The sequence below is a fragment of the Onishia taeanensis genome, assembly GCF_013349955.1.
Taxonomy (GTDB): Bacteria; Pseudomonadota; Gammaproteobacteria; order Pseudomonadales; family Halomonadaceae; genus Onishia; species Onishia taeanensis_B.
In genome coordinates this window covers 136,174-153,785 of sequence record NZ_JABVXC010000005.1, presented here as the reverse complement: position 1 = coordinate 153,785, position 17,612 = coordinate 136,174, and the positions used below count along the sequence as shown (strand labels likewise).

The following is a 17,612-nucleotide window of genomic DNA, read 5'->3' as shown; positions in this document are numbered from 1 at the left end:
AAGCAGCACTGAGGTAAAACGCAGCCTGGCTCTCGCAAGCTACACGCCTTTCATCACGTCAAATTTCCCGACACCACTAGTGATATGACGAGGGCAAGGAGCCACGATCTTCCCCAAATGTAAACAAGCGTGAAAGATAGCGTCGGCATGTAGACGATTTGCAAGGTCCACAGTACTTTTCATCGGGTAGTCACACCAAAAAGGCTTACACAAAAGCCAGACTTCTCGAGATAACGAAAATGAAAAAAGCCTTAAACCGTATTAGCGTGAAATACTCTGTTGCCTTTACCGGGGTAGCAATATCCCTGCTAATCGTTTTTGCCCTCAACTTCTTCCTCGTAAGCTCCATGAAGAAGCATATGGTAGAAATCGGCAACGACTTTACCCGCGCCATTTTCCTCATCACCAATGCTGATCGCGACCTGTATCAGGCCCAGATGAGTGTACTGGAATACATGCGAGAAGAGCCGGGCACTGAAAATGCTGAAAAAGCCATCAGCGACTTCCAGGAAAATACACAACAGGTTCAAGACCGCATCAACGAATTCTCGAGCGTCATGGTGAATCATCCTGAAGTCACCCAGTTATTGAACGGTAGCGAGGAAAAGTTCACGCAATGGTTGGCGCAAGCCAAGAATGTCATCACTTTTCATGCACAAGATAATGACATTGCCGCCGATAGCCTTCTGGATGGACAAGCCACTGCTACTTTCGCGGATTTCAGAGATTTCTTGAACGCTGCCGGCGAGGCCATCATGCCCAAAATTCTGGAGATGGAAGCCCACGCTATCAGCAAGATAAACACTCACCAGACCTCCACATTGACTTTCGTCATTCTAGTCTTCATCGGTGCCGTATCACTGGCTCTCATTGGTCCGCAGATGATGTCGAAAGCGATTCGCCAGATTACCGGGCGTATCAAAGAGATTGCTGAGGGTGATGGAGATCTGACTGCTCGAATCAATACCAAACGCACCGATGAAATCGGCGATCTAGCGCTACAGTTCAATGCCTTCGTCAGCCGCATCGATAAGACCCTTCAGGCAGTGAGCACCAGTACCAAGAGCGTGCATTTTGCCTCGGATGAAATCGCCAAGGGCAGCCAGGATCTTGCATCACGCACAGAGCAAGCGGCTTCGAGTCTGCAGGAAACATCGGCTTCTATGGAGGAAATCACCGCAACCGTCGCCGTTACTTCAGATGCTGCGACAGAGGCCAATCAGCTTGTCCTGTCAACGGTAGATGTTACTCGCCGTGGGCAGGAAGCCATGAACCAAGTCCAGAGCACCATGGAGGAGATCAGAACGTCGGCCTCTCAGATCAGCGAAATCATCACCCTGATCGATGGTATTGCTTTCCAGACCAATATCCTGGCACTCAACGCTTCTGTCGAGGCTGCACGCGCCGGGGAGCATGGCCGGGGATTCGCGGTTGTTGCCCAGGAAGTCCGCACGCTGGCAAGCCGCTCCGGTGACGCCTCGCGCGAAATTCGTGAGTTAATCGATACATCGGTCGCTCGCACTCAAACAGGCGTCGACCTGGTTCAGAGTACCGGCAAGACAATGAATGAAATCGTTGACAGCATTGAGCGCGTAACTCATGTGATCGGTGATATTACTGCCGGGGCGAAAGAGCAAAGCCTGGGTATCATGCAGATCAATACCGCGATCAACCAGCTCGATAACATGACGCAACAGAATGCATCACTAGTTGAAGAGTCCAGCGCTGCGGCGGGCGAAATGCGAGAGCAGGCCGAGCGACTCAATGGTTTGATTGCCTCCTTCAAACTGAGCAACAATCAAGCCGACAACCTACCGACACCGGTGGCCCCAGCGTTGGCAAGCCGTCCCAACGTATCGCCCCCAGTGCGTCGGGCCAATACGTACCAGGAAAGAAAATCCGAGCTTGAATGGGAGGCATTCTAAACGATAGCAGATGTGAAGTTATCGCCAGCCACGACGTGGGCTGGCGACTTCATATCGCCATTGTGCAATGCCAGCATTCATACCGCCTAGATAATCCACCTAGCAATGGCTTCCCTCTTCCCGGGCAATATAACGAAAGGATTTACCCAGTGATCAAACGTGCCGTGGTCGTCGATGACGATATCGAAATACAGATGGTCAGTAGCCACTTGCTAAAGAAGCGGGGATACGAAGTAGTAACTGCCAACGGCTTGGGGGATCTTGTATGCTACCCCGAGCTCCTAGACGCTGACTTGATGTTGCTGGATTACAACCTGGGTGACTTCAATGGCTTAGATGTCATTGATTATCTCAGTAACCTCAGGTTAGACATGGCCATCATATTGATAAGCAGCTGTGATCCTGAGATTGCGAGCCATATTCTGAAAGAAGGTGCCAAGAAGCGCCTCAACATTCTCGGCTTCTTGCCAAAGCCAAACTTGATTACCAGACTGGATCACTTTATTAGCCTCCAGCACAGCATGGCACGCCAAGTCACGGCCAGCGACCTCGCACTAGCGATGCAGAGTGAGTATGTATTCCTGGCGTATCAACCAAAATACGACCTGACATCGCGGAAAATAACGGGCGTGGAAGTGCTGACACGCTGGGAAGACCCGGCACTCGGCATGATTTCCCCCGACTATTTCATCCCCCTGGCCGAACAGAGCGGCCAGATCGTCGACCTCACCTGGCACGTGATCGAACAGGCCTTCGCGCAACAGGAGCGCTGGCATAGGAATGGCTGGGATTTGAATATCGCCATCAATATTCCTGCACAGCTACTCAAGGTGCCCAGTCTGCTGGATACCTTCGAACGGATGCTGGAATCGAGGGCCAAAGGCCTGCAGGGCGTGACGCTGGAATTAACAGAAAACACTGGCATCGAGTGCTACCGGTATGCCCGCCACATTTTGCAAGCCTTACGGGAGCGGGGGTGCCGTTTGTCGCTGGATGACTTTGGTACCGGTCATTCATCACTCACCCAGCTCCACCAACTTCCGTTCGATGAACTGAAACTGGACCGTAGCTACGTGTCACATTGCGATGAAGAGCACGAGGCTACCGCTATCACTCTATCCTCGATAGAGCTTGGGAAGCGCTTGGGGCTAAAGGTTGTGGCAGAAGGTATAGAGACACTTGGCCAACTAGAACGCCTGAGGCTTGCGGGTTGTGACGAAGGACAAGGCTATCTATGGGCTCCCGCAATGCCAGAGGCAGAGTTCAACACTTGGTTGATCAATCAGCCTATTGATCAAGGCCCCTTACAAGCACGGCAGAATCAGTCACAAATACTTTGCTAGGCAGCACACTCCCTCAGGCAGACAGCAGGTTGGCCTCCATCAAAACCTCATAGGCGCCGCCTTTTAGGCTTAACAAAACGTCGAGATGGCGCTGCAACTCTTCGCGCGAGGTGTCGGGCGGTGCCTCTTCCAGCATCCCTGCCACCTTAGCGATAGCAACGAACCCCAAGGCTGCGGAAGCGCCTCTAAGCGAATGCGCTTCGCGCTCCAACGCCTGCCGCTTGCCGGCATTGAGGTAACCTTGTAGATCCTCAAGGCGCACTTCGAGTCGCATCAAATAGGTCCTCATCAAGCCCTCGAGAGCAACGGGATCCAAGGTGTAGCGCAGCTCTTCACAAATCGATGCATCCAAGAGGTCACCGTTTACTGACGCCCCACACCTCTTCAACGGCGCCTCTGCATCGACGTCGCATGGCTCGGCGATCACAGGCTCAGTTGACGCCAGCTCAAGATACTTGCTCAGCAGCAGCAGCATGGCTTCACGCGTAAAGGGCTTACTCAGTACATTGTCCATGCCGCTACGGAAACAGCTTTCCAAAGCGGCAGGCATCACGTTTGCCGTCATGGCGATGATTGGCAAATGTCTTCCTGTCTCGCGCGCTCGCCATCGACGGGTTGTTTCAAGCCCATCGAGAACCGGCATCTGCATGTCCATCAGGACGAGATCAAAGGTCTCTTCCTCCATCCGCACTAGCGCTTCAGCGCCATTATCAACCACCACCACATCCTGCTCCATTTGCGCAAGCATGGCTTCAACTAGCGTCTGGTTGATAGGGTTATCTTCAACGACCAAGACCTTGTGTCGCCCCAGAACTATCGCTGCCGTATCCATACGTTGTCCGATAGCATGACCTTCGGCCTCGGGTAGTACGGCCACGAACCAGAACTTGCTGCCTATCTCAGGCTGACTTTCCACACCAATTGTCCCGCCCATGGCAGTGACAAGCCGACGACAAATCGCCAACCCTAGGCCCGTTCCTTCATGACGACGAGTGATCGATGCATCCACTTGCGTAAAAGGCGCAAACAGACGCGCCTGATCCTCAGGCGCAATGCCGCATCCCGTATCCCTTACTTCAAAACGAATCGATGAATTGGCTTCAGCCATGACCGAAAGCGTAATCAGACCTTCTTGAGTGAACTTCATGGCGTTATTGCATAAGTTCATCAGAATCTGGCGCAGGCGATTGACATCGCCACTGACATATTGCGGCACATTGCGATCGATATGGTGTCTGAAGGTCAGCTTTGGGGAATTGCAGCGCAGCTGATAACCAGCGCATAGTTGTTCCAAGAAATTGACGAGATCGAAAGGCTGCTGCTCAAGCTCTAGCGAGCCCGACTCTATCTTGGTGTAATCGAGGATATCGCTGATGACCGCCTGAAGCCCATCGGCACTTTGCTTGAGCGCCATTAGGTAGTTGCAACCCCGAGCGGACATGGGTTCGTCAGACAGCAGGTCAGCCATACCGATTACGCCATTGAGTGGCGTACGGACCTCATGACTCATTACTGCCATGAACTCCGACTTGGCGCGACTGGCCTCCTGAGCGCGCATCGCTGTTTCATTCAATTCAGAGGTTTGTCGCTGCAGCAGCCAGGCCTTCTCGCCGCGCAGACGCCCTTCGCGTATTAGAGCATTAACGAGAATCCCCCCGGATACTATCAGCAATAGCACTAGAGCTATCACCAACGCATAGAGCTGTAACAGCCCCCTTTGTTGATGCGCGCGCGTCGCTGCCACCTCGGCATTGACATCAAGTAGAATACGGGAAGAAATTTCCTGTAATGACGTGCTTTTTTGGCGCAAGCTAGCCAGTAAGTCATGGGGGGGTGAGGTAGCGTCAATGGGAAGGGATGAAAGCTGATTATCCATAGAGTCGATCAAGGAGTCGGCTTTATTCACCGATTCCGACAGACTGTCGATATTCCCCACTTCCCTACCAATTTCACCGTGTTGAAAGAGCCTCATACGGCTATAGAGGATATCGAAACGAAGCATCATAGTATCCAGGTCGAACGAATCAACTCCGCTTATAGTAAAACGAAATTCTCGCACCTCTCTATCAAACTGATAGGATGCCCAAGTAAGATTCTCATCCAACCTGTTCTGCAACTCTTGGTGTCGCTGAAGTATAATTCCGCCGGTAACCAGCAACGAAAAAAAGAAAATTATCGCCGCCAGGGTGGCCACCCTGTATCGTCTAGAAAACAACGACTGCATGGTGATGGCCATTTTGGGCGGCACAGCATCATTCGAGGTCAATGTACTTAACCTGCCAGACTGAACGGTAAACTATATTATCGTTGCGCAGCTCAGGCTTCTCATCGAATGGATAAATAATAAAGATCGGCCCCTGATCACGTACTCTCAATGCACGCCCGTCAGCCGACATGGCCAACAAGACGTCATAAGTCATGAAATCTTCCACTGGGACGTCGACTGCATAGTCGTTCAGCGCCGTAATGCGCATGCTAGTTCCCTGGGCGCCCACAGCCTTGAGCAGTTCGCGCCCTAGCGGGCCCTCGAACCTGACCTGACCATCATGCCAGGGTGTGTGTGTCAGGGTTTCATGCTGTGGAAGCGCCTTGAGCATCGCACGGTCGAAGTGAGCCTCATCCCCCACATTGGTATTGCTTAGTTTGCCACTGACCACGAGGATGACAGGACCGGTGGGCGCCTCAAGAGCCTGCACTTTCCCGGCAAAGATCACGGTAGCTCCGAGTACAGTGACGAACAAAAACTTTGTCAGTATTTTCATTGATTTATGATTTTTCTTAGAAAAGATGATTTTCATATCGGCACTAAGCCAAAAAACTTTAAAGTCCCCTACCAACGCATCAACCAGCGCTCCTTGCACTAGAATGCTCTCTCAAAGCCATGTCTTAGGAAGTGACCAATGCGCATTGGCGTTCTAGAAGATGACGACATCCAGCAGTCCTTCATAGAACTGTGTTTGGCCAAGGAGGGGCATGAGATATCGCTTTTCCAGCGCGCCAGCGAGCTGCGACGCGCCTTACAACACCAGTCCTTCGATCTCTTGATCATCGACTGGCGATTGCCCGATGCCTGCGGTATGGATGTGACCAAGAACCTCCGCCAGCATGATGGTTGGCGTGGGCTCATCCTTTTCATCACGGCCAGCCAGAATGAAGAAGACGTCGTAATGGCTCTAGAGCATGGCGCAGACGACTTCATTGCCAAGCCACTGCGGCCAAGAGAGTTAAGTGCCCGCATCAATGCCCTAGGCAGGCGCGCGGGAATAATAGCGGAAGATACTGCCGCTAGGGTCGGGGACTATCATTTGGACCACCAGCAGCGCTGCATACGCTTTGAAGAGCACGCCGTCACTCTGACCGATAAGGAATACCGCTTGGCAACGCTGCTGTTCACGCATGCCAACGAGTTGCTCTCACGTGCACATCTCCTCGAAGTCGTCTGGGGTATGCAGGGCGATATTTCGACCCGCACCGTCGACACTCACATCAGCCGGCTTCGCCGCAAGCTCATCCTCGACGGTAGCCACGGCTTCCGACTCCGTAGCATCTATCAGTGCGGCTACCGAATGGAGTCGGTCACAGTCTCGTCAGAGGCCCATCATGCCACACAGGTTTCGTAGGTAACCTTACATGCCTCTCTCGTCAGGCTGGCCGGGGCAACAAAGTCCCGGAGCGGTGCCCGGGACGCCTAGCGAGAATGCAACGGCTCTATTCGAAACTTGCGCAAACTGGGGACATGGCGGAAGGGGCGTGGCTTTCGACATGTGTCGTTGCCCCATTACCGACCTCGATGGGGATATGCCACTGGTGGTCATGCTGCATGCCGTCGCAGGTGCCGACGCTGCCGCCACCGAAGTTGGAATCGATCCAGTAGTCGACCGCATAGCTATCGCCAGCCTGCAGCGCATCGCGGAAGGTAAACGAGAAGGCCGGATCGCCGTCGGCTGAGACGGTACCAGACTGCATATCAACCACCTCGCCCGAGGTGGTATCGACTAGAGCAGCCTTGATCGCCTGACCACCGTGCGGGCCGTTGAAGCTGGCGTCTCCCTGGAAGGTGAGATCCTGCCCATCGGCCGCCAACGCTGGAGTGCTCAGCAAGGCGGTGGAAAAGACAGTCGCGGCGATTAACAGTGAAGTGGTTAAACCAAGCGTGACGTAATTTCTGGCCATGATGCAAAACCTCCCGAAGCATGACGAAGAGGCCCGAACGGGCCTGACCCAAGCATAGTGGCTGGCCCGCCCTCTTGCCGGTCCATAACTGTCCGCGGGTACAGGGCGAGAGATGCAAGATGAGTAAAATGACGGAGGCCACAAGTGGCCCAGTGGTGCGCCCACCCTTCAATGGCTTAGAAAGCCCAACTCCCGGTAGTGTCATGGCTAGGCGTTCAGATCATGAATTCAGGAGAAACAGCTCCGAAAAGCCTTGCAAAGCGTGACATTTCCAGCATTTCTGACCATATTATCCTGCGATGTGCCTCGTCATCGCTCTCCCATTGCAAGGAAATGCATTCATGATGTCCGCTTCACGTTGCGCCGTCTTCGCCACCGTCCCGCTGCTGTGCCTAGCCAGCTCCGCCCAGGCGCTAAACTGGCAGGCCGCACCGCTCTACGAAACCATTGAGTTGACGTCAGGTTTCCAGCCCGATCCTCACCAGATCAGTATAAGTGCAGGCGGCGACACCGATGCCTCCGAAGCAGGCCCCAACTGCAGCGGCTTCGTGAACGGCGAAACGCCGGATTTGGACATCAATTTCCAGGCTGGCCAGTACCCACTCACCATTTATGTCGAGTCGGCAGCGGACACGACGCTGGTGGTCTATGACGCCAACGGCAACTGGCACTGCAACGACGACTATTCGACCACCAGCGGCAACAATCCGGCGCTGCAGTGGAGGTCAGCGCCTTCCGGCAACTACAACGTTTGGGTTGGTACCTTTAACCCCGGCGAAATGCCCGAGGCGATCGTCAAGATCTCCGAGCGAGACCCACAATGGACGGGCATACCGAGCGGTTCTTCTTCGAGCCCTACGCCGGTCAACAATAGCGGCGATATCGAATGGGGCGACAATACCAGCCAGTGGGCCAATGACGGCGAATGCGACGACCCACGCTTCATCGGCGAAGGGGCTCATTCGCTCAATGTCGACGAGGATCGTTATCACGACGCCGTCGACTGCCAGAGTCTCTATGAACAGGGGCGTATTACGCTTGCGTCGAACAGTGGCACGGTCAACAGCTCAGGCGATATCCAGTGGGGTGATAACACCAGCCAGTGGTCCAACGACGGGGAGTGCGACGATCCGCGCTTTGCCGGCCCAGGCGTGAATGCTAACAACCTCGCTGAAGATCGCTATCACGACGCCGCCGACTGCCAGAGTCTCTATGGACAGGGGCAGATCTACTTGAAGTGACAAGCACCGGCCATGAAAAATGGCCGTGCGTTGCGACTTCTCGCGCCAGGTTTCCAGACCTGGCGTTTTGGTGTGCCTGTTACTAGCTATCCCCCAGTGCCACGCTCTCACCGCGAAATCCAGAACCATAGAAAGGGCTACATCCAGCCCTTGCGGCGGAACAACCAAATCAAGCTGGTGGCAATCACGGCCATTACACCAAGCAGAACGAAATAGCCGTAGTGATAGCCTAGCTCCGGGATATAGGCGAAGTTCATCCCATAAAGACCAGCCAGGAAGCCGAGTGGGACAAAGATCGCGGTGATAACAGTGAGCACCCGCATGGTGATGTTGAGCTGGTGAGACGAGATTGAGATGTAGCCGTCTACCAGGTCGCCGCAGATGTCATAATACATCTGCGTCAGGCTATATAAACGCTCGAAACGCTCATGAACATCGTTGACGGCGTGCAGGGTCTCGGCATTTTCCCGGGGCAGGTGATCGTAATCATAGGCCATCAATTCCTGAGTAATCGCCTGGTGGTAGTTGAAGATTCGGCGCATCTTAACCAATCGTGACTTATAGCTGATGATCTGCTTCATCAGGCTATCGTTGCCCGCTTCAATCAGTCCATCCTCGAGATCGCTTAGCTGAGTCTCGAATTCAAGCAGACTCTCTAGATAAAAACCCGCCGAGAGATGCATGATCTTCAGCGCCAGTTGCCCGGACGACTGTCCCAGCAGCTTGCTGCCGTCCTGGCCCCACATGCGATCAATGCTCATGGCAAGACTTGGGTGCAGGCTGATCATAAAACGATCACCGATAAAGAAGGCGACCTGCTGTGGAGCATAGTTAAGCTCAGCGTCAAAGGACGATATGCCCCGATAAATAATCAGGGTGTGCGTCTCAAACTCTTCGATCTTGGGAGGATGGCGCTCTCGCTGGGCATCAATGATCGCCAGTGGGTGGCAGTCGAATTCCTCGAGCAGGGCTCGCTGGCCTTCAGGTGCGACACCCTGCAAATCAATCCAGATGCGACTGTCGGATTGCTCACGCCAATCGGCGATCAGCTCTTCTCCACCCGTGTGCGAATGACCTTCGGTGTCGAGCAGTAGCGTGCGAATCATGAGGCACGATCCTTCCTGGATAATGGAAAGGTGCCAAGATAAGCTAGTCCCCATGACTTTGCACTGAATGACCGGCCCACTAACGGACGGTCAAGCAACCGTACATCATGCAGACGGGGGCTCGACCAACCCTCTCCCAGGCGGCGTCGCCCCAGGGGCCGTCATATCAGACCGCTGCCTCATAGGCGGCCTTGAGACGATAGAACTCACAGACGATCTCGTCCATGGCTGCGGTGTCGTAGTCACGCAGACCACTGACCACCAGCTTCTTGGAGCCCCTGCCAATATTTTGGCCGCAGGCAGTGAGGCCAAACTCCAGCAGGGCCTCGCCGCGCTTCCCGAGCACTTCGAAAGACGAGTCCTCAAGCTCGAGACCAGGGTCTTCGACATCGAGGCGGTCCAGCGAAAAGCCCATGCTGTCGTAGATCACCAGCGGACGCTGGGGATTGAACATGACGCCATGCGTCTGCATCAGCGGCTTGAGATAATGCGGAAAGTTCTTGCCGGAAAACGCCACATACCGACGCGTAAAGGCCGCAATCACGTCTTCGTCGTGCGTCAGGTCACCACTTCGTTCGACCTCCAGGTACACCTTGCCCTGCTCGTCGGTGACGCAGATAGAGCCATCGTCATGCGCCTGGAAGTCCAGTGCGACCTCTGCCCCCACCATGCTGCGGAAATGAAAGGTCATGCATTGAGACAAGCCGAACTTCGACAAGACTAGCGCAAAGAGCAGATCCCCCGGCACACAAAAGCGCCGCGCATCCGGGTTGTGGATCGGGTTGTAGTCTCCGGCGACCTGCTTGGCAAAATGACTGGCTTGCTCCGCACTGATGCTGATGCGGCCGTCGTGGACCTGATGGAATTTGTCGAGAAACATGCGTCGTCTTATTGCACCTCAAGAAAAGATTAGACTTCGCCCTTCCCGGGCGAGAGCGGTCACGACAGTCCAAGGACAGCGGACATCCTGTTCACCTGACGCCATTAGCCGTCAAATTGTCGGTGATGAGCGACACCATTGTCTCATCTAGTCCTTATGCTTCGCGGAAGCCAGCACGCTGTGCCGTATCACTAGACTTCGCGGGGGCTAACGTAACATGTTGTCAAAAATTCGCCTATCGCCGCGATGCAAGTTCACCACCGACCTGCCGGCTCGCCTCTTCCTACACACTGCTATCACCGACATGATTGGCGGAGATGCACAAAAACGGTGCACTGGGCATCTCTGGTATTCAGCACTCCCATTCGAATGTTGTTCTGTCACCCGAGAGCTGGCTCAGAATCATGATGTAGATCATGCAAGCAGGTTAATTGCCGCCATGCATCGAAGGTCTCTAATTGGTACGAGTGCGCGGCATGATAGCATCGTAGAAAACCATTATTTAAACCAAAGCCGATACAATAAACTATGAACAATAAATCGCCTTTTTCCTGGCAACATCGTCTCCCAGCCATCGCATTCGCCCTGCTCTGCCTGGCCTTCAGCCCATCGGTACTGGCCATGTCCGGTGAGCTCGATCTAACCGGCTCGGCGGTCGGCATGCTTACCGTGGCGATCTTCGTTCTTGCGTATGTACTTGTCATGCTTGAAGAAAAGCTGCACATGCGAAAATCGAAGCCGGTGTTGGTAGCTGCGGGTATCATCTGGGGACTCATCGGCTGGGTCTATGTCAGCAATGGCATGCCAGACGCTGCCGAACATGCGTTTCGGGCCACGCTACTCGAGTTCTCGGAATTGATGCTGTTCCTGCTGGTCGCGATGACCTACATCAATGCTATGGATGAGCGCGGGGTATTCGATGCTCTGCGAGGTTGGATGCTGGAACGCGGCTTCAGCTACCGCAGCCTGTTCTGGCTGACGGGCGGCCTGGCATTCGTGATCTCCCCCGTCGCCGACAACCTGACCACCGCCCTGTTGATGTGCGCTGTTGTCACCAAGGTGGCTGAAGGCAATCACCGCTTCATCAACCTTTGCTGTGTGAATATCGTGGTGGCTGCCAATGCCGGCGGCGCCTTCAGCCCATTTGGTGATATCACGACCCTGATGGTCTGGCAGGCCGGCCTGGTGGAATTCTATGAATTCTTCGAGCTACTGGGGCCTTCACTGACCAACTTCCTGGTGCCAGCGGTGGTGATGAGTTTCTTCGTCCCGAACTATCATCCCAAGGCTCACGGTGAGCATATCGAGATGAAACGTGGAGCACGGCGAATCGTGCTGTTGTTCCTGCTGACGGTGGCAACGGCAGTGGCCTGCCATACTCTGCTCCACCTGCCACCGGTACTCGGCATGATGACTGGCTTGGGTTACCTGCAGTTCTTTGGCTACTACCTGCGCCGCAGCCTGCCGCGCGAACTGGAACGCCAGCGCACTCATTACCAAAAGCGCGGAGACCTTCAGGCGCTGGAGCGCCTGGGCAGTGTCGTTCCGTTCGACGTATTCAACCGCATCGCCCGTGCCGAGTGGGATACGCTGCTGTTCTTCTATGGGGTAGTAATGTGCGTTGGTGGCCTGGGTTTCATGGGTTATCTGGCAATGCTTTCGGAAGTGCTCTACAACCAGTGGGATGCCACCTGGGCCAATGTGTTTCTAGGGCTGATCTCGGCGGTGGTCGATAATATTCCGGTTATGTTTGCGGTACTGACCATGGAGCCGGATATGTCGCATGGTCACTGGCTACTGATCACCCTAACCGCCGGCGTCGGCGGCAGCCTGCTGTCGGTCGGTTCAGCCGCAGGTGTGGCGCTGATGGGCCAGGCCCGCGGCTCCTACACCTTCCTCGGCCACCTCAAATGGTCACCCATCATTTTCCTCGGTTATGTGGCCAGTATTCTCGTCCACCTGTGGCTAAATGCTGGCAGTTTCGCTCTTCATTGACCTACTCTGGCCGGCAGTTTTCGCTGCCGGCCATTTTGCTCTCATCTCTCCCCCCCTTTTTCATGGCACACTTTTCTGTGTCGGCTCACCTGTCACTGACGTCTCCAGATCAGGCTGCAGTCGACATAGCCAATTCATCAGGCGTGCTTTAAGATGCTTAGATAAGTGCCATTAATGAATACAACAATATTTCAAGTTGTCATTAGGACCTGATCGCATAAGTTTGACTACTGCGACATGAGGAGTGAAAGGTTTATCAGTCAGCCGATGTTAAATATTGCTCGCTGTGCATGCCTTTCTCTCGGCCCAAGCACTTCTCCTGCCGGCGACGGCGTGAACGACGCGGCCAAGGCAGTTATCGAACCGCAAAATGCCCGACCAGGTTCCATAAACCGTTTGGGTGATCCATGTCGGGAATAAGGTCTGTTCAGCCGTTCAGCTTGACACGCTGGTTGCTAACGAGTTTGGCCATGGTGCTCGCACCAATTTCTATTGCTGAAGAAGGACCGCTCGATATCGTCATGGTCGCGCACCAAGGCGTCAGAACAACATCGCTGAACCGGGATACCGCACGAGCCATGTTCGCCATGCGACAACGCACCTGGCCCGACGGGCAGGTATTGAGGGTCCTCGTACTGCCAAACGACCACCCTGTACATGAGCGCTTCGCCAAGCAAAGCCTGTCGGTCTACCCTCACCAACTTCAACTGTCCTGGGATCGTGTCGTGTTTTCGGGAACAGGACAGGCCCCCACGAAAGTGATATCACAACCGGCAATGCTAGAACGCATCGCTACCACCCCAGGAAGTCTGGGGTATCTAGATAGGGAGTATCTGGATGATCGTGTCCAAGTCATATCAATGGAGTGAAGCAGGGGCACGACTTCTTAGTGTCATCGGCATCTTGGGTCTCCTAGCAACTGCCACAAATGCAAGTGCTCAGGGTATGGGCAGTACGCTACAAGTCCATGGCTTTCTCAGTCAGGCACTAGTGATCACTGATGACAACGACTTCTTTGGCCCCAGCAGCGAAAGCGGTGGTAGCACCCAATTTACCGAAGTTGGCGTCAATTTTTCCGTTCGCCCCCACGAAGATATTTTGGTTGCCGCCCAGGTACTAAGCAGGCGCGCAGGTGGCGATGGAAGTGAAGCTCAGCCCGAGCTGGACTATGGAGTGATTGATTACCAAGTATTCTCAAACCAGAAGAGAAATATAGGCTTGCAGCTAGGCCGGTTCAAGAACCCTTTTGGCTTTTACAACCAGACACGCGATGTAGCTTTTACACGGCCGAGCATCCTACTTCCTCAATCCATCTACTTTGACAGGACCCGCACGGTTGGCCTGGCCGGAGACGGTGCCACCCTCTACGCCGAAGAACGCCTCAGTAGCGGCAACATCAGGGCCCAGCTTGGTCTTGGCGAAGCTCAGTTGGGTGAGGATGTCGACAGGACCTTGGGCTTCGGTGACAGGTCGGGCTCCTTTGACTCAGAGTCTTCGCTCATCGCCCAGCTCCGATACGAGCATGATGCGGGACGGATCATCTCTGCCATTAGTGTTGGACATGCCAAGGCAGATTACGAGTCAAATGACAGTAACCTTAACAACGGTAAACTTAATTTCCAACCCTGGGTATTCTCTGTTCAATATAACTCCGAAAACTGGAGCCTGACTGGAGAATATGCAGTCAGAAAGACTGAACTTTATGGATTTAATGAACCAAGGAATTTTTCATCCACTGGAAACAGCTGGTATTTACAGTATATCCACCGCCTGAGAAGGGACTGGCAGTGGCTTGTTCGTTATGACAGTTTGATCAGCAACCGTGATGACCCTTCAGGCAAGCACTTTGAATCCAGTGGAGCTGGACCAGCCCACTCACAGTTTGCAAAGGATTGGACCATGGGTCTGCAGTGGCAACCATACCCTAAGGTTCTCATCTCGGCAGAGTACCATTATATCAATGGCACGGGGTGGATACCTATTCAGGACAACCCTGACGCGTCCAATACTAGTCAATACTGGAATATGTTCCTGGCTCAATTTTCGGTGCGCTTTTAACCTCATCTTCGTTATGATTAGGTATATGCTAATAGGATAAAACTATTCACTCATGGACAGGTCGCAGCAGACAAAACCTAAGCTTGGATTGACTTGGCGCGTAATTGCGTTGAGCAGCCTTCTGCTACTTGGGATGACCACAGTCTTCACAATGGTCAGCCGAGACAACCTTCTGCGACAGTTCGATGACTCACGCAACGTTCAGCTGAAACGCCAAACCAGGGTAATTCGCCAAGCCCTCAGCCAGTCTATGGATAGCCTGCGGCAGATCGCAGCACTGAACGCCTCTCTCACCCCTGATCTTGGAAATGCTCTGAAGCAGGCTGATCAAACAATCATCGCCGACTCTTTCAATAATAAATGGCCAACACTACAACTGGAAGCTGGTATTGACGAGCTCATGGTGCTAGATGGCTCTGGCCAGCCGCTTGCTCAATGGGGTGCCAGTCAGGCAGGCCATGACTTACCCATCACGGAATGGGGCAAGAAAGTTATTGCCTCCGACGTCCCCTTCAAAACATTACGCTGCTTCGCTAACTGCCGGCAGTATGTGTTGGCTCCTATTCTGGTAGATGGCCAAAGCCATGGTGCTATTTTGATCTCGCGCTCACTGGCCGATGTAACTCGGCAGGCCCGAGAAGTATCGGGAAGCGATATAGCCCTGCTAATTACAGGACAATATGCCCAAGAGCAATTGGACATAACACGCAGTGTTAGCGCCTGGCATGGGAAATTGGCTACACTAACCAACCAAAAAGAAACCTTGCCGCTGATACACCAAGCGGCATACATCAGTTCATTAGAAGAGTTGCAAGATCAGTCGATTAGGCTGAAACATGATAATAAGCATATAGAAATCAGTGCAGTTCTCCTCAAAAGCGGAAGCACACGAAGTGCAAATGGCCATTTCTTACTTATGTCCGATATTTCATCGCAAATAGATGCCATTAACCGAAATACTGGCACAATCCTCACGACCGGTTTAATTGGATGGCTAGCTGCCGAAGCAATGCTTCTAGCCATTCTCTGGAAACCCATGTCGAGGGTCCGGCGGCTCGCCAGCGTCCTGCCTGCCTTGGCGGAAGGCGGTTTTGCCAGAACCAGGCAGATGATCCCTCGACCGAAACGTCGCTTGTCGGATGAAATCGACCTACTGGATGCGACGGCACTGGATCTCACCAGCCAGTTGGAGACCCTGGAGGCGGAGGTCTCGTCACGTGGTGAACTGCTCAATGCGCGGCTAGTGGAACTGGCTCGAGAAAGAGACTTCATCGAGAGTCTGCTCGATACGGCACATGTCCTCATCCTGACGCAGGATGATCAGGGCCGCATCAGCCTAGTCAATCAATATTGTCAGGATATCTTTCACCAGCCCTATGAGGTGATCCTCGGGCAACGGTTTGAAGCGCTCTTTCATTCTGTAGGCGATCCCCATCTCGATGAGCATAACCACCAGGCAGAGGAGCGCATTCTCCGCGGCCCTCATGACCAAGAGCGCACCATCGTCTGGTATCACGCCCCACTCTCCGAGAGCAGAAACAGGGTCATGCATACAATTTCGGTGGGTATTGATATCACGGAACGAAAGGCCGCCGAGTCCCGTCTCGCCTGGCTGGCAAGCCGTGATTCCCTGACCAACCTGTACAACCGTCGCGCCTTCAAGGAAAAAATCGCAACAGCCCTGACCAATAACTACACGGGGGTCGTTCTCTTCACGGACCTCGACCAGTTCAAGGATGTCAACGAACTCAGTGGACATCCCGCTGGCGACCGGCTACTTCAGCTGGTGGCCCAGAGCATCGAAGAGACGATTGGCGACAAGGGCACTGTCGCCCGCTTGGGCGGCGATGAGTTTGCAATATTGCTGGAGCATGCCGATGAAGCCGACGCCATCCAGGTTGCCCATGAACTGGAACAGCGTCTGGACAGCACGACTCTGCTGCTACCGAACGGGCGGTGCCATAGGGCCAGCATGAGTATTGGCATCGCCTGTTTTCCGCTCCACGGTCATACGCCCGATGAGCTGATGGCCAATGCCGATGTGGCCATGTATAAGGCCAAGGAAAGCAGCCTGAAACGCTGGCATATTCTCTCTACCCTCGACGAGGCGAAAAACGAGCTTCATCAACGCGTCTACTGGATTGAGCGCATCAGGGAAGCACTACAGCACGATGCCTTCGAACTGATGGCTCAACCCATCTCCTCCCTCGCCGATCGCGAGATCAAGCACTATGAACTGCTATTACGGATGCGCTGCGAGAATGGTGAACTGATAGCGCCCTGGCAGTTCATCCCTATCGCCGAACGCAGTGGCCAGATCATTCAGATTGATCGCTGGGTGTTGAGCAAGAGCCTCATGATACTGAACCAGGTTCAGGACAGAGGGATCACCCTATCGGTCAACCTGTCTGGCAACACTTTACACGATCAAGAACTAAATCATTTTCTCGAAAGCCAACTCGTCACCAGCGGCGCCAACCCGCACCAACTGATCCTGGAAGTCACCGAAACGTCCGCCGTCACGGACTTCTCCACTGCCCGCCAGGTTCTGCAGGGAATGCGGGATCTAGGCTGTAAGACGGCATTGGATGATTTCGGCGTAGGCTTCAGTAGCTTCCATTACCTCAGCAAGCTGCCGGTAGATTACATCAAGATAGATGGCTCTTTCATTCAAAGTATAAAAGAAGACGGCAACAGTAGAGTCATCGTCAAGGCCATATCCGATATAGCCCATGGGCTTGGCAAGCATGCTATTGCCGAGTTTGTTGATGACGAAGAGACTATCGAGCTACTGACACGCTATGGCATAGAGTATGGCCAAGGGTTCCACATTGGAAAGCCTGCCAGCGCGGACAGCACTTTCTTTACAACAATCATGAAATAAATGACTT

At 53.8% G+C, this 17,612-nt stretch carries 13 protein-coding genes; 8 read left to right on the top strand and 5 right to left on the bottom strand.

What is annotated here, in order from left to right; genetic code table 11:
* Positions 1–239: 239 nt before the first annotated feature.
* On the top strand, positions 240–1,925 hold the full coding sequence (locus HUS66_RS08515) for a methyl-accepting chemotaxis protein (protein ID WP_175070487.1): 1,686 nt from the start codon (positions 240–242) through the stop codon (positions 1,923–1,925).
* Between the two features lie 149 nt (positions 1,926–2,074).
* A complete protein-coding gene (locus tag HUS66_RS08510; RefSeq protein ID WP_175070486.1) occupies positions 2,075–3,268 on the top strand; it encodes an EAL domain-containing response regulator in 1,194 nt (397 codons plus the stop codon).
* A 13-nt stretch (positions 3,269–3,281) separates the two neighbouring features.
* On the opposite strand, the gene HUS66_RS08505 is transcribed toward HUS66_RS08510, so the two are convergent.
* Both HUS66_RS08505 and HUS66_RS08500 read right to left on the bottom strand, forming a co-directional pair.
* Positions 3,282–5,534 (bottom strand): ATP-binding protein, encoded by a 2,253-nt coding sequence (locus tag HUS66_RS08505; protein ID WP_175070485.1) that lies wholly within the window; start codon positions 5,532–5,534, stop codon positions 3,282–3,284.
* A complete protein-coding gene (locus tag HUS66_RS08500) occupies positions 5,521–6,129 on the bottom strand; it encodes a molybdopterin-dependent oxidoreductase (protein ID WP_282848479.1) in 609 nt (202 codons plus the stop codon). The genes HUS66_RS08505 and HUS66_RS08500 overlap by 14 nt, the downstream gene beginning before the upstream one ends.
* 39 nt (positions 6,130–6,168) lie before the next feature.
* Here HUS66_RS08500 and HUS66_RS08495 point away from each other — a divergent pair, with 39 nt between their 5' ends.
* The gene (locus HUS66_RS08495; protein WP_175070484.1) at positions 6,169–6,888 is read left to right on the top strand and encodes a response regulator transcription factor; all 720 of its coding nucleotides are present in this window, start codon (positions 6,169–6,171) and stop codon (positions 6,886–6,888) included.
* A gap of 88 nt (positions 6,889–6,976) precedes the next feature.
* Here HUS66_RS08495 and HUS66_RS08490 read toward each other — a convergent pair whose 3' ends face one another.
* Positions 6,977–7,441, bottom strand: coding sequence for a hypothetical protein (locus HUS66_RS08490; RefSeq protein ID WP_175070483.1), 465 nt, complete (start codon positions 7,439–7,441; stop codon positions 6,977–6,979).
* Positions 7,442–7,782: 341 nt separating this feature from the next.
* On the opposite strand from HUS66_RS08490, the gene HUS66_RS08485 reads away from it, so the two are divergent.
* Positions 7,783–8,682 (top strand): hypothetical protein, encoded by a 900-nt coding sequence (locus HUS66_RS08485; RefSeq protein WP_175070482.1) that lies wholly within the window; start codon positions 7,783–7,785, stop codon positions 8,680–8,682.
* A 137-nt stretch (positions 8,683–8,819) separates the two neighbouring features.
* Here the strand turns inward: HUS66_RS08485 and HUS66_RS08480 are convergent, their stop codons facing one another.
* Together HUS66_RS08480 and HUS66_RS08475 are read right to left on the bottom strand one after the other, a co-directional pair.
* A complete protein-coding gene (locus HUS66_RS08480) occupies positions 8,820–9,788 on the bottom strand; it encodes a magnesium transporter CorA family protein (RefSeq protein WP_175070481.1) in 969 nt (322 codons plus the stop codon).
* 166 nt (positions 9,789–9,954) lie between these two features.
* On the bottom strand, positions 9,955–10,668 hold the full coding sequence (locus HUS66_RS08475) for a DUF3581 domain-containing protein (RefSeq protein ID WP_175070480.1): 714 nt from the start codon (positions 10,666–10,668) through the stop codon (positions 9,955–9,957).
* 528 nt (positions 10,669–11,196) lie between these two features.
* On the opposite strand from HUS66_RS08475, the gene nhaD reads away from it, so the two are divergent.
* From nhaD to HUS66_RS08455, 4 genes are all read left to right on the top strand, one after another.
* The gene (gene nhaD / locus HUS66_RS08470; RefSeq protein ID WP_175070479.1) at positions 11,197–12,663 is read left to right on the top strand and encodes a sodium:proton antiporter NhaD; all 1,467 of its coding nucleotides are present in this window, start codon (positions 11,197–11,199) and stop codon (positions 12,661–12,663) included.
* Positions 12,664–13,133: 470 nt separating this feature from the next.
* Entirely contained in the window at positions 13,134–13,532 is a 399-nt protein-coding gene (locus tag HUS66_RS08465; RefSeq protein WP_175070478.1) for a hypothetical protein, read from the top strand.
* A complete protein-coding gene (locus HUS66_RS08460) occupies positions 13,501–14,721 on the top strand; it encodes a porin (protein ID WP_217487963.1) in 1,221 nt (406 codons plus the stop codon). Before HUS66_RS08465 ends, HUS66_RS08460 begins: the two co-directional genes overlap by 32 nt.
* Before the next feature lie 133 nt (positions 14,722–14,854).
* Complete coding sequence (locus HUS66_RS08455; protein WP_254628752.1) at positions 14,855–17,605, top strand: bifunctional diguanylate cyclase/phosphodiesterase; 2,751 nt, start codon at positions 14,855–14,857, stop codon at positions 17,603–17,605.
* Positions 17,606–17,612: the final 7 nt, after the last annotated feature.